General features: G+C 48.7%; 13 protein-coding genes. All 13 read left to right on the forward strand.

Annotated elements, in window-relative coordinates; all coding sequences use genetic code 11:
• The 13 genes from QWT69_RS02200 (at window position 1) to QWT69_RS02260 (ending at window position 12,706) form a co-directional block, all read left to right on the forward strand.
• Window positions 1-1,473 (forward strand): adenosylcobinamide amidohydrolase, encoded by a 1,473-nt coding sequence (locus QWT69_RS02200; protein ID WP_317968544.1) that lies wholly within the window; start codon window positions 1-3, stop codon window positions 1,471-1,473.
• Window positions 1,473-2,429 carry an adenosylcobinamide-phosphate synthase CbiB gene (cbiB, locus tag QWT69_RS02205; protein ID WP_317970859.1) on the forward strand — a complete coding sequence of 319 codons (957 nt, stop codon included), beginning with the start codon at window positions 1,473-1,475 and terminating at the stop codon, window positions 2,427-2,429. Before QWT69_RS02200 ends, cbiB begins: the two co-directional genes overlap by 1 nt.
• Window positions 2,416-3,495: a pyridoxal phosphate-dependent aminotransferase gene (locus tag QWT69_RS02210; RefSeq protein ID WP_317968546.1), complete on the forward strand. Its 1,080-nt coding sequence runs from the start codon at window positions 2,416-2,418 to the stop codon at window positions 3,493-3,495. Before cbiB ends, QWT69_RS02210 begins: the two co-directional genes overlap by 14 nt.
• Before the next feature lie 290 nt (window positions 3,496-3,785).
• Entirely contained in the window at window positions 3,786-4,373 is a 588-nt protein-coding gene (locus QWT69_RS02215) for a bifunctional adenosylcobinamide kinase/adenosylcobinamide-phosphate guanylyltransferase (RefSeq protein ID WP_317968548.1), read from the forward strand.
• Window positions 4,370-5,200 carry a cobyric acid synthase gene (locus QWT69_RS02220; RefSeq protein ID WP_317968550.1) on the forward strand — a complete coding sequence of 277 codons (831 nt, stop codon included), beginning with the start codon at window positions 4,370-4,372 and terminating at the stop codon, window positions 5,198-5,200. Before QWT69_RS02215 ends, QWT69_RS02220 begins: the two co-directional genes overlap by 4 nt.
• A 1-nt stretch (window position 5,201) precedes the next feature.
• Window positions 5,202-5,966 (forward strand): adenosylcobinamide-GDP ribazoletransferase, encoded by a 765-nt coding sequence (gene cobS, locus QWT69_RS02225; protein WP_317968552.1) that lies wholly within the window; start codon window positions 5,202-5,204, stop codon window positions 5,964-5,966.
• Complete coding sequence (locus QWT69_RS02230; RefSeq protein ID WP_317968554.1) at window positions 5,939-6,538, forward strand: histidine phosphatase family protein; 600 nt, start codon at window positions 5,939-5,941, stop codon at window positions 6,536-6,538. Before cobS ends, QWT69_RS02230 begins: the two co-directional genes overlap by 28 nt.
• On the forward strand, window positions 6,490-6,906 hold the full coding sequence (locus QWT69_RS02235) for a bifunctional adenosylcobinamide kinase/adenosylcobinamide-phosphate guanylyltransferase (protein WP_317968556.1): 417 nt from the start codon (window positions 6,490-6,492) through the stop codon (window positions 6,904-6,906). Before QWT69_RS02230 ends, QWT69_RS02235 begins: the two co-directional genes overlap by 49 nt.
• The gene (locus QWT69_RS02240) at window positions 6,903-7,487 is read left to right on the forward strand and encodes a cob(I)yrinic acid a,c-diamide adenosyltransferase (RefSeq protein WP_317968558.1); all 585 of its coding nucleotides are present in this window, start codon (window positions 6,903-6,905) and stop codon (window positions 7,485-7,487) included. Before QWT69_RS02235 ends, QWT69_RS02240 begins: the two co-directional genes overlap by 4 nt.
• 6 nt (window positions 7,488-7,493) lie before the next feature.
• The gene (locus QWT69_RS02245) at window positions 7,494-7,979 is read left to right on the forward strand and encodes an ECF transporter S component (RefSeq protein WP_317968560.1); all 486 of its coding nucleotides are present in this window, start codon (window positions 7,494-7,496) and stop codon (window positions 7,977-7,979) included.
• Window positions 7,976-8,656 carry a hypothetical protein gene (locus QWT69_RS02250; RefSeq protein ID WP_317968562.1) on the forward strand — a complete coding sequence of 227 codons (681 nt, stop codon included), beginning with the start codon at window positions 7,976-7,978 and terminating at the stop codon, window positions 8,654-8,656. Before QWT69_RS02245 ends, QWT69_RS02250 begins: the two co-directional genes overlap by 4 nt.
• 515 nt (window positions 8,657-9,171) lie before the next feature.
• Entirely contained in the window at window positions 9,172-11,322 is a 2,151-nt protein-coding gene (locus QWT69_RS02255; RefSeq protein WP_317968564.1) for a (Fe-S)-binding protein, read from the forward strand.
• A gap of 196 nt (window positions 11,323-11,518) precedes the next feature.
• The gene (locus QWT69_RS02260; protein ID WP_317968566.1) at window positions 11,519-12,706 is read left to right on the forward strand and encodes an acetyl-CoA C-acetyltransferase; all 1,188 of its coding nucleotides are present in this window, start codon (window positions 11,519-11,521) and stop codon (window positions 12,704-12,706) included.
• Window positions 12,707-12,728: the final 22 nt, after the last annotated feature.

Consider the following 12,728-nt stretch of genomic DNA (forward strand, 5'->3'; position numbering starts at 1 on the left):
ATGTTGCATGTTACCGATTTATCAGGCGGATATGACAAAAAGACCATCGTTCACAACATCTCTTTCCATGTGAATAAAGGTGAAGTCCTCGGCATCCTCGGTCCAAATGGCAGCGGGAAATCGACATTGCTGAAAATCATTTCCGGCATCTTGCCAAAGCAGACAGGCTCCGTACAAATTGACGGGCAAGATGCAGGGGTTTATTCACAAAAGGAATTTGCCCGCAAAGTCGCCGTCTTGCCGCAACTCCATGCACACGCCTTCTCTCATACGGTGAAAGACACCGTTTCGCTCGGGAGATATCCACATCAGTCCGGGCTATTCTCGACTTGGTCGAAAGAAGACGAACGGGCGGTGAATGAAGCGCTTGCATACACAGGCATTACCCGTTACAAAGACAACGCCATTGAATTATTATCGGGCGGTGAACAACAGCGCGTTTTCGTTGCACAAGCGTTGGCCCAAGAAGCACCGATCCTGTTGCTCGATGAACCGACAAACCACCTCGATATTGCGCATCAGCAGCAATTACTCGATACGATTCGTAATCATGCTGTCGAAAAAGGCGTCACGGTCATTTCGGTTTTCCATGACATTAACCTCGCATCGTTATATTGCGACCGGTTGCTGTTAATGGATAAAGGCCAAATCGCCAAAATCGGCAATCCACTGGACGTCATCCAGGATACAGTCATCGGATCCGTCTATCATGCACGTGTCAAAACACAGCCGCATCCAGAACTCGCGAAACCTCAAATGACGTTGTTGCCTGATACAATAGAGGAAATGCAACCGTTTATCGTCCAAAAAGAACAGTTCACTATTTCAGCCAATCACGTTTCCCTGAAAGTAAAAAACCCACTGAAAACACTATCTTCCGCTGTCCATAACCCTGGCATGGGCTGGTATCGCGAGTTCGTCAACCGCCACGTCGATGCCGATTATAATGCGGTCGATGTGAAAGCCGAAAATGAAGCGTATCTTAAACAAAATGGCTATCATCTGACAGACACTGTCGGCATGATGACCGCCGTCACAACGGAGCATGCCGAAGTGGAACAATACAGCGGCGATTTCGGCACGGTCTTAATTATGGTGACAGCCGGAGTTGGCAATGCAGTCGACGTATCCCAAAGCTTGACCCGCGACCGCGAAGAACGCATCGGCACCATTAACACATGGGTAATCATCAACGGCCATCTGCCTGACGAAGCATTCATCCAAGCCATGATCACCGCAACCGAAGCGAAAACGAAAGCGATGCATACCGAAAACATCAAAGACCCACTCACGGACACGACGGCGACCGGTACGTCAACCGACAGCCTCCTCGTCGCAGCAACACAAGTAGGCGAGCACTTACCATACGCCGGCCCGATTACGCCACTCGGTAAACTAATTGGCCACGGTGTCTATGACTGCACAATCCGTGCGATTAAAGCCTACAAACGGGCGAAAGGATGGACGACATGATTCAAGCCCATTTTGTAGCAATCGCGATCGGGTTTTTATTGGACCGCATCATTGGTGACCCGAAAAACTGGCCACATCCTGTGCGCTGGATCGGCACGCTCATCTCGAAGCTCACTGCGGTCCTAAACAAAGGGCGTGCCCGCGTACTAAAAGGCGCGGGAATGCTGTTCATCATGATCGTCCTCGTAACGACGGTCGTGCTGGCACTTGTCGGAATCTCTTATCAAATGCATATCGGATTCGGCGTGGCCGTTGAAGGCATTTTCATTGCAATCGGTCTTGCGCAAAAAAGCTTGCGTGATGCGGCCCTCGAAGTATACGAACCGCTTGTCGTCGGGGATATGAATGAAGCGAGGAAGAAACTGAGTTGGATTGTCGGTCGCGATACGGCGAAACTTAACGAAAGCGGCATCGCACGGGGGACGATTGAAACGGTATCTGAAAATGCATCTGACGGTATTACGGCCCCATTATTTTGGGCATTCCTGTTCGGCGCGCCAGGGTTATGGTTGTATAAAACGGTCAATACATTAGATTCGATGATTGGGTACAAAGATGATCGCTATAAAGAGTTTGGCCTGTTTTCAGCACGTGCAGATGACGTGTTGAACTTCATTCCCGCTAGGATAACGGGTTTTTTAATCCTTTTAACGACACCAAACGAAGGCGGTATTTCACTGCGTAAACGGTTTATCGGTTGGGGGAATGATGCAAGACGACATCCGAGTCCAAACAGTGGCTATTTGGAAGCGGCGACTGCTTGGCAACTGAACATTCGCCTTGGCGGAAAGAGTACATATCGCGGAGTTGTTTCAAAACGGCCTGAAATCGGACCGGGTGGAAATGAGATCCAAGCGAAACAGATTAAATCGACGATTACGCAAATGCATATCGTGTCGTTCGTCTTCTGGATGTTGATGACTTTCATAGGAGTGGTTACTTATGCAATTGCCTGAGCACGGGGCGAATCCCCGGCATGTCTACGCAGGAGTAGGCATCGAACCGCCTGCGCAGATAGTCGATTTGAGCGAAAACTGCAATCCGGAAGGGCCGCCGCAATCAGTATTGGATAGCTGGGCTAAGCTTGCGAATGATTTACATAGGTACCCCGATGCATCGGGCGAACCTTTTTTATCCCGAGTAACTGCGTATCACGGTGTTTCCGTCGAAAGTATAATTGTCGGCAATGGTGCAGCTGAGATTTTGTCGCTCATAGCGGGACGCTACCGGGGTAAACGGGCAATCGTTGTTCATCCAACGTTTTCGGAATATGAAGCAACGTTGCGTGCCAATGATGTTGAAATTGAACGCGTCATCGCTTTGGAAGCGGATGGTTTTGCTTTGCCGGTAGATGTAATTGAACAGAAATTGGCGATAGCATCTGTTTTGTACATCTGCACGCCGAATAATCCTACAGGCGTGATGCCGACGGAAGCAGACTTGTTGGCACTAATTGTGAAAGCGGGGGAAGCGAATTGTGAAGTCGTCCTCGATGAAGCGTTTATTGATTTTATTGATGAGGCAAAGTCGTTCATTCATAAAGTGAGTGAGTTTCCGCATTGTGTTGTCGTTCGCTCAATGACGAAAATGTATGCAATTCCTGGAATTCGACTAGGGTATGCAGTCGCTCATTCGGCTGTCATTACGGAATTGAAATCACGTGCACCCCATTGGAATGTGAATAGCGTGGCGGCGAAGATTGGTGCGACTTGTCTTGATGAAGAAGCGTATCGCGGGCGGGCGATCCGTCATGCTGCTGAACAGCGGGAGAACATGACGGCTTTTCTTAAAAGCTATGGTTGCACCGTTACGGATTCGCTTGCGAACTACTTGTCGTTTCGGTTAAGGGACGGGTTGGATGCGAGAGAGCTTTATGCGCATATGCTTAGGCGCGGAATTGTACTTCGACATTCCGAGAATTTCGTCGGAATGGACGGACGCTGGCTGCGGATTGGCATGAAGAGTGCGTTGGAATTGGACCTGTTGAAACGTGAGCTGGCGGACTGGTTTAGCGAGAGGTGAAACTGGTATTTTACGGTTTTGCTAGCGGTTATGGACTTCTGCAGGCAGTTATGGACTTTTAGGAGTAGCTTTGGACTTTTGCGAGCGACTTTGGAGTTGTAGCGAGAGTTATGGACTTTTGAGTAGGTATGTACGTTTAGAAGACATTGGAGTTATTTGGAGTTTTGCAAGCGATTATGGACTTTTAGGAGTGGCTTTGGAGTTTTAGGAGCGACTTTGGAGTTTTGCAGGCAGTTTTGGACTTTTGCATGAAGATTTGCGGGTGAATCAGCTGAAAGGGAGGCGATGGGATGCGTGGGATGATGACGTTTATTAGTGGCGGTGTGCGTAGCGGGAAAAGTTCATTTGCGGAGCGATTGCTTGTGGAAGGCGCGGATCAGACGGATGGACGGCTTGTCTATATCGCTTCCGGGCGAGCGGTCGACCAGGAGATGCAGGAGCGGATTGATCAGCACAAAACGGATCGCGCGGACGAGAGTTGGTTGACGATTGAACAGCCCGTGGCGCTTGAAGAAGTCCTCCCTTTCATCGAGCCGGGCGATTATGTGTTATGGGATTGCCTGACGACGTGGCTCGCAAATGAGATGTACGAAGAGATTGAACATACATATTGTGTGCATGTGGAAGCGTGCATGCGCAAAAAGGCGACACAACTAATGGGAACTGTGGCGGCGATAAGTGAAAAAGCAGCGCAGTTCGTCATCGTATCGAATGAAGTGCTCGATGAGTTGCCATCGGTTTATGAAGAGACGCGCATGTATAGCGAATGGATCGGATTGCTGCATCAAGCGCTTGTCGCGGTTGCGGATGATGCGATCGAGATGGATTCGGGCATGCCGCTGTACTGGAAAAGAGAAGGGCAGGTGGCTATGCGATGAAAGGGATTATGGTGATGGGAACGGCTTCTGACGTCGGAAAAACGATGATTTGCACGGCGCTATGCCGACTGCTTTCCGATGAAGGAATGCGGGTCGCTCCATTCAAATCGCAAAACATGTCGCGATTTTCCGCAAGGACTGAAAAGGGCGAAGAGATGAGCCGGGCACAAGTTTTGCAGGCGGAAGCGGCAAGGACGAAGCCGGTCATCGAGATGAATCCGATTTTATTGAAACCGCTCGGCAATATGCAATCGGAAGTGCGTTTTTTTGGACGGAATTTCAAGGCGATTGACGGCATGGCGTACCGCGAACAGTTTTTCGACCGTGCAATCGAGGCGATTCGGACATCGCTAAATCGATTATCGGAAACGTACGAAACTGTAGTGATCGAAGGGGCGGGCAGTCCGGCGGAAGTGAATTTGAACGACCGTGAAATCGTCAATATGCGTGTGGCAGATATGGCGGACGTGCCTGTGCTACTCGTCGCGGACATCGACCGAGGTGGGGCGATTGCGTCGATAGTCGGGACGCTAGTGTTACTGGAGCCGGCGCATCGGGCACGCGTGAAAGGCATTATTATTAATAAATTCCATGGCGATGTTTCGCTATTTGCGGAAGGTGTCGATTTTATCGAATCGTACACGGGCATTCGCGTTGTCGGGGTCGTCCCGCATATGATGGATCATGGGATTGAAGAGGAAGACATGGACCGTGTCGCTTCCATTGCGCCCGCTGACGTAGACGTTTACGATGCATGGGCAGCGCATATAAAAGCACATCTTGACTGGCCGTTCGTCCTTGATATTATCAAAGGACGGGCAGATTAATATGACGGGACTGTTGCTTGCATTCCAGTTTTTCTCGGCCATTCCTGTCCGAAAAGAGTTGCCGATGGAACGCAAAGACGTGACCGCAATGTATCTTGCATTGCCAGTTGTCGGCGCGCTAGTTGGGCTCGTCATGTATGGAATTGCGTTGCTGTTTATGGACGCAATCGGCACCGGCCCTCTGCTTGCGTCGTTTGCGATTGTGCTAACCGGAATTGCGCTGACGGGCGGCCTCCATATGGACGGATTTGCGGACGTTGGGGATGGTTATTTTTCGTATCGCGACAAGGAAAAGCGGTTGGCCATTATGGACGACCCGCGAATCGGCGCGTTCGGGACAATGGCCATTATATTAGTGATCATCGGTAAAATCGTATTGGTACACGAGTTGCTACTGCGGGAAGTGGATCTGTTGCCAATTTTACTTGTCGCGCCTGTACTGGCGAGGGTTGGCATGAATGTGTATTTTATAACGACGCGCCTCGCAAAGGAAAAAGGGATTGCCCATTTCTTCAAAGAGAAGATCGGTATGGGGATACTCATTGGCGGTTCGTTTTTCATAGGAATTGTCGCACTCATTTTATTCGGATTTGCAGTGCAATCGGTCATTATGCCTGTAGTACTTGTCGGCAGTCTGGCGCTTGCCGTTGTTTTATTCCGAATGTGGTCGTTAAGTCAGTTCGGGGGAGTGACCGGCGATTTATGCGGCGCTTTCATTGAAGGAATGGAGGCGATCGTTTGGCTGCTCGTCATCATTTGTATTTAATCCGCCATTTGCCGACAGCGGGCAATCGTCAAAAGAAATATATCGGCTGGACGGATGAACCGATTGAATCTCCTTCACATAAGGAAATGGTTCAATTGGATAGACTGCATCAGCGGATTGTGTACGGCAGTGACTTGCTACGGGCGAAACAGAGCGCGAATTTGTTTCTGCCGGATGCCTCGTTTCAACCGGATGCCCGATTCCGTGAATGTCATTTTGGGGATTTTGAAGGGAAAACGTATGCCGACCTTGAAAAAGATAAGGACTACCGAAATTGGCTGGATGATCCATTGAAGAATGCACCGCGTGGCGGAGAGAGCTTACTGGACGTCGAACGGCGTTTTCTTGAAGCACTCGGTGAACTGCCTGACGGTGCGATCGTCGTGACACATGGCGGTCCGATCCGCATTGCCCTGACGCGGTTTTCACCTAGCCCGCAAGAGTTTTGGTCTTGGCAAGTTCCGCATGGTTCCCTTTGGAAATTCGAATGGCGGAATCAGGATGAAGTGAAGGAGGGGATTCGGTGCAGATCATTATCGGAGGTGCCCATAACGGGAAGCGAGCGTATGTAGAAAAGTTGTTGTCAACTTCGCCGCATCATTGGGTGGATTGCTCGGCTGACGAGAGGTCGTTCAGTACGATAGCGGAAATTCCGCATAACACACTCATCGTTATTGAACACATCGACAGTTGGCTAGAGGAGACGGATTTGTCAGAAACGGAAGCGGTCCGCTTTATATTGGACACAATCAAAAACCGCGAAGTTGTCTTCATTCTTACGGATATCGGGCGGGGAATTGTCCCGATGGATGCAGCGCAGCGGTCGTTACGCGATGCGTGCGGCAGGCTTTATCAACAATTAATGGCGCAAGCAGATGAAGTGACGAGGATTTGGTATGGCTTACCACAAACTTTGAAGAAAAGGGGAGAAAGTATATGAAAATTTATACGAAAACTGGCGATAAAGGACAAACGAGTCTTATTGGAGGACGTGTCGACAAAGATAGCCTTCGCGTGGAAGCGTATGGGACAATGGACGAATTGAATTCGTTCGTCGGCAAAGCGATGACGGAACTTGATCCGGCGAAGTTTGCGGATTTACTTGTCGATTTGGAAGCGATTCAGAACGAATTATTTGATGGGGGCGGAGATCTGGCGAACGTTATGAAAGAGCGTCATTATAAATTATCCGATGAGCCGATTGAAGTGCTTGAAAAACGGATTGATGAGCTCATGGAAGAAGCACCGCCGCTTGAGAAATTCATCCTTCCCGGAGGATCCCCGGCATCCGCGACCTTGCATATCGCCCGCACAATTACGCGCCGCACAGAACGATTGACGGTTACGTTGATGAAAGCGGAAGAAGATGTGCCTGGAACGGTTCAACGGTACTTGAACCGACTTTCGGATTACTTCTTTGTCGCAGCACGTATTGTCAACGCACGCCTTGGTGTGCCTGATAATGAGTACGTTCGCAGTGCGAAAGTGTTCAGAACGGAAGACAAAAAGAAAAAGGACTGACTAACTATGAAACTTAAAACGATGACGCTCACGGCGCTGTTCGCCGCACTTTGTGTCGTCGGCGGATTCATTAAAATCCCGTCAGGCATCGGCTCACTGGCGCTCGACACCGTTCCTGCGCTGCTCGCGGCATCTTTTTTGCCGCCAGCGCTTGTCGGGTTCGCATCAATGTCCGGACATATCGCTTCGGGTCTCTATGCCGGGTTCCCATTAGGCCCGATTCATATACTAATTGCGATTGAAATGTTCATCATCCTCTACGTGTTCACCCGTATGCACAAAGCGGGACGGCATATTTGGAAATGGGTATTTTTCATCGTTGCCAACGGTCTTGTTGCACCATTGCCACTTTATTTCATCATCTCACCCGCATTTCTCGTTGCCGCAGTGCCATCCATTTTCTTGGCGACAGTCCTAAACGCGGCCGTCGCAATCATCGTCATGCCGGCACTCGCTAAAGTGACAAATGACAGAATGGGTTTACTGAAATGAGAAATGCAGTGGACATTGGTGGCGGATTCGTTATCACTACAGACAACTCCGGCGGCATCGGCATGAAACCTGCTGATCTCGTCGAAGCACCTGATCAGCTAACCGCCTACTTCGCCACACGTGTCGCACTCCTTGAGCAATGGGCGGCACAAGCCGAACCTATTTCCGTCCTCATCCACAACTTCAGTGGACCGGAAAGCTGGCAAGCTTACGAACAAGGCGTCCGCGACGCTTTTCATGAAGCAGACTGCGATCCGCCGCCAATCACCGGAAGCACGGAATCCAACATGACCCTACTTCAATCTGCCCTCGCCGTCACCATCATCGGCAAACGCAAGGACGTGCCGGTTACCAATGACGTGCACTGGTTCATCTACGGCAAACCATTAGTCGGCAATGAAGTACTCGAAAACAACCAACAACTAGCTTCCTTGCAATTAATTAAGGAAGCTATAGATCAAGGTTTAATCCAACAGATTTGGCCAGTAGGATCAGGTGGCATTCAGTCTGAATACAGAAACCTAACCGGCAATGCGAATTGTGAAATCCAAACAGATGTAGCTATCCACAAATCCGCCGGCCCGGCAACTAGTGTACTCATTGGTGTAAGCATCGATAGAATAAAAGAAGCACAAAACCATTTCGGAGATTTTTTCTATGAAATTAGTATTGGTTAATAAGCGGTTTAACGCAGTAACACTATGCGTTAAACCGCTTTTGTGTTTTTGTGCAATTTTTATTGTTTTACCATTACTTCTCCACCCCTGTTAAGAAGTTGTTTTTAGATGATTGAAGTGCAGGGCCGCGACTCCTTGGGGATAAGCGTGCCAGGAAAGACCCCGGAGGATCGCAAAGCGACCGAAGAGGCTTCCTCCTGCCCCACGGAAAGCGCCCGTCTGAAGCGGAAATCCTAGCTGTATCCTGTTAACTTATTACTACTGTTGCTTCAATCCATATAAAAAATGCTTGACCAGAGGTAAGAACGCGTCGGCCCGTAACGCAAATCATCGTGCTAGAAGTAGATAACTTTATTCACCACATACAAAATCATCAAAAAAGTATATCAAAATACAAAATAGGCATTGACTGAATGCTCATTCATATCTTAGACTAGACAATAGAACATCGACATAATCGACAAAATCTACTACACTATTCATAATTGGCTCGTTAAAGGAAGGAGAGAATACGAATGAACGCACTATTAATCGCAAACTGGGTTTTATTCCTGGCAGTCGTTGCATATGCCTTGGCTTTATTCACACATTTAATCACCACACGCGTCCAGTTCGTCAAACTCGGCCGTAAAGAAGAGTTTGACAGCAACGTTTCCCGCCGATTACATGCAGTTTGGGTAAACGTTTTCGGACAAAAGAAACTATTGAAGGATAAGAAGAGTGGTATTATCCACGTCATGTTCTTCTACGGATTCCTCTTAGTCCAATTAGGGGCAATTGACCTCATTTGGAAAGGGCTGAAACCGGGCTCACATTTACCGTTTGGACCAATCTACGGAGGATTCACATTCTTCCAGGAAATCGTCGTATTCACAATCCTCGTCGCAGTCGTTTGGGCATTCCATAGACGCTACGTCGAAAAACTTGTCCGCCTCAAGCGCGGATGGAAATCGGGTCTTGTCCTTATTTTCATTGGACTGCTCATGATTTCTACCCTAATCGCAAACGGAGCGAACATGATTTGGCAAGGCCATGAAACTACGTGGACGGAACCGATGGCATCCGCTATTGCAACCGCTTTCAGCTTCATGTCACCAACAGCTGCGGCTGCAGTGTTCTTTGTCGCATGGTGGGTGCATTTGCTGACGTTGCTGACATTCCTAGTTTACGTGCCGCAATCCAAACACGCGCACTTAATCGCTGGACCGATCAATACGTATATGATGCGTTTTGACCGCCGCGGAAAACTCGCGCCAATCGACTTCGAAGCACTTGAAGAAGTGGAAGACGAAGATGAAATGCCTGCACTTGGGGTAGGTAAAATTACCGATTTCACTCAAAAACAGATGATCGACTTCTACGCATGCGTTGAATGTGGTCGCTGTACGAATATGTGTCCGGCTACAGGGACAGGCAAAATGCTGTCACCGATGGATCTAATTACGAAACTGCGTGATAACCTGACGAATACAGGTGCACTAGTTACAAAGAAAAATCCGTGGGTGCCGGCACCAATGTTCAAAAATTCAAAAGGAAACCAAATCGCACTTGCTGCAGGTCTTGAAGGTGCAACAATGGACGATATTTACAACCCTTCCCTAATCGGTGACGTGATTACTGAAGAGGAAATCTGGGCTTGTACAACTTGCCGTAACTGTGAGGATCAATGTCCAGTTATGAACGAGCACGTCGACAAAATCATTGACCTTCGCCGTTATCTTGTCATGACGGAAGGGAAAATGGATCCAGATGCACAGCGCGCGATGACAAACATCGAGCGTCAAGGGAATCCTTGGGGCATCAACCGTAAAGAGAAAGAAAACTGGCGTGATGCACGTCCGGATCTTCACATTCCAACAGTGAAGGAATTGAAGAAGGCGGACGAGGAATTCGACTATCTATTATGGGTTGGTTCCATGGGTTCATTTGACAACCGTTCACAGAAGATTGCTCTTTCATTCGCACATCTACTGAACGAAGCGGGCGTCAAATTCGCTATTCTTGGGAATAAAGAAAAGAACTCCGGTGATACTCCGCGTCGTCTAGGGAACGAATTCTTGTTCCAAGAACTTGCGACAGCAAATATCGCGGAATTTGAAAAAGCGGGTGTTACAAAGATCGTTACGATTGACCCGCATGCATACAACATTTTCAAAAACGAATATCCGGATTTCGGCTACAAAGCGGAAGTCCTCCACCACACTGAAATGCTGTATGACCTTGTCCAGCAAGGGAAATTGAAGCCGGTACATGCCATCAATGAAACAATTACATTCCATGATTCATGTTACCTCGGCAGATATAACGATGTTTATGATCCACCGCGTGAAATTCTGAGAGCGATTCCGGGTGTCAATCTTGTCGAGATGAAACGTAACCGCGAAGACGGCATGTGCTGTGGAGCGGGTGGCGGATTAATGTGGATGGAAGAAGATACAGGACACCGCGTTAACGTTGCACGAACTGAACAAGCGATGGAAGTTAGCCCAGGGATTATTTCATCCGGCTGTCCATACTGCTTGACGATGTTGTCTGACGGAACGAAAGCGATTGAAGTAGAAGAGACCGTCGGAACTTACGACATTGCAGAGCTTCTTGAAAGATCGATTTTCGGTGAAGACTTCCAACCGGTTTTGGAAGAGGAAGAAGAACCAGTTCTTCAATAAACATTATTGCTAGATTTCAACATCAGCGTTATACTCAACTAAATGGGAGGCTTGATAGACTTCAAGCTTCCGGAAATGAAGGGAGTCCTCGTACTCCCTTTTCTTTTGAAAAGCAGTCGAGCGAGCGTTCAGTCGTAATGTAATAACTAGAAATGAAAACGTTCTCATTATCATGTTGAAATGGAGGAGACGAATTATGAACAAAACAGTCATCATCGATGGAGCACGTACACCATTTGGCAAAATGGGTGGCGCTTTATCCACAAAAACAGCAAGTGATCTTGGAGCCATTGCGATTAAAGAAGCGTTGAATCGTTCCGGTGTGAAGGCAGAAGAGGTGGATGAAGTCATCGTCGGTACCGTGCTGCAAGCAGGCCAAGGTCAAATCCCTTCAAGACAAGCCGCAACGAAAGCTGGATTACCGTGGTCAGTCAAAACCGAAACCATTAATAAAGTATGTGCTTCAGGTATGCGCGCCGTATCACTCGCAGATCAGCTTATTCGTCTTGGTGACGAAGAAGTTATCGTTGCAGGCGGCATGGAATCGATGTCTAACGCGCCATATTATTTGCCAAAAGGGCGCTTCGGTCTGAAAATGGGCGACGCGCAACTAGTAGACGGCATGATCTATGATGGACTGTCTTGTTCATTTTCACCGGACCGCGTCCATATGGGAACGTACGGCAATCAGACAGCAGAAAAATTCGCATTGACACGTGAGCAGCAGGACGAATGGTCATTGCGCAGTCACGAACGTGCGCTCAAAGCGATAGATGATGGAAAGTTTGCAAAAGAGATTGTCGCTGTGGAAATTCCTCAACGTAAAGGCGACGCTATCCAAGTCGATACGGACGAAGCCCCTCGCCGCGATACATCGCTTGAAGGTCTTGCAAAATTGCGCCCTGCATTCGGAAAGGACGGCACGATCACGGCCGGAAACGCACCCGGTGTCAACGATGGAGCATGTGCGTTAGTGCTCATGAATGAAGAGCGTGCAGAAAATGAAGGTAAAGCGGTACTTGCGACAATTCTCGGTCACGCCGAAGTAGCAATCGAACCAGAAAACTTCCCGCAAACGCCAGGGCTAGTCATCAACGCATTACTGAAAAAGACGGGTAAGACATTGGAAGAAATCGACCTGTTTGAAATAAACGAAGCGTTTGCTGCCGTTGCTCTCGCAAGCTCGCAAATCGCTGAACTGGATCCTGAAAAAGTGAACGTCAACGGTGGAGCAGTTGCACTCGGACACCCAATCGGCGCAAGCGGTGCACGCATTATTTTAACACTCGCGTATGAACTGAAACGGCGAGGTGGCGGCATCGGCATCGCATCCATCTGTTCGGGAGGCGGGCAAGGCGACGCAATTATGATTGAAGTGAAATAAGTTACTAGAGACGGAGGCAAAA

It is taken from the genome of Sporosarcina oncorhynchi, from assembly GCF_033304615.1.
Taxonomy (GTDB): Bacteria; Bacillota; Bacilli; order Bacillales_A; family Planococcaceae; genus Sporosarcina; species Sporosarcina oncorhynchi.

What these genes read in the sequence shown, in the direction of transcription:
- QWT69_RS02200 (WP_317968544.1), top strand. Translation starts at nt 1, where the DNA reads ATGTTGCATGTTACCGATTTATCAGGCGGATATGACAAAAAGACCATC.
- QWT69_RS02210 (WP_317968546.1), top strand. Translation starts at nt 2,416, where the DNA reads ATGCAATTGCCTGAGCACGGGGCGAATCCCCGGCATGTCTACGCAGGA.
- QWT69_RS02215 (WP_317968548.1), top strand. Translation starts at nt 3,786, where the DNA reads ATGCGTGGGATGATGACGTTTATTAGTGGCGGTGTGCGTAGCGGGAAA.
- QWT69_RS02220 (WP_317968550.1), top strand. Translation starts at nt 4,370, where the DNA reads ATGAAAGGGATTATGGTGATGGGAACGGCTTCTGACGTCGGAAAAACG.
- cobS (WP_317968552.1), top strand. Translation starts at nt 5,202, where the DNA reads ATGACGGGACTGTTGCTTGCATTCCAGTTTTTCTCGGCCATTCCTGTC.
- QWT69_RS02240 (WP_317968558.1), top strand. Translation starts at nt 6,903, where the DNA reads ATGAAAATTTATACGAAAACTGGCGATAAAGGACAAACGAGTCTTATT.
- QWT69_RS02245 (WP_317968560.1), top strand. Translation starts at nt 7,494, where the DNA reads ATGAAACTTAAAACGATGACGCTCACGGCGCTGTTCGCCGCACTTTGT.
- QWT69_RS02250 (WP_317968562.1), top strand. Translation starts at nt 7,976, where the DNA reads ATGAGAAATGCAGTGGACATTGGTGGCGGATTCGTTATCACTACAGAC.
- QWT69_RS02255 (WP_317968564.1), top strand. Translation starts at nt 9,172, where the DNA reads ATGAACGCACTATTAATCGCAAACTGGGTTTTATTCCTGGCAGTCGTT.
- QWT69_RS02260 (WP_317968566.1), top strand. Translation starts at nt 11,519, where the DNA reads ATGAACAAAACAGTCATCATCGATGGAGCACGTACACCATTTGGCAAA.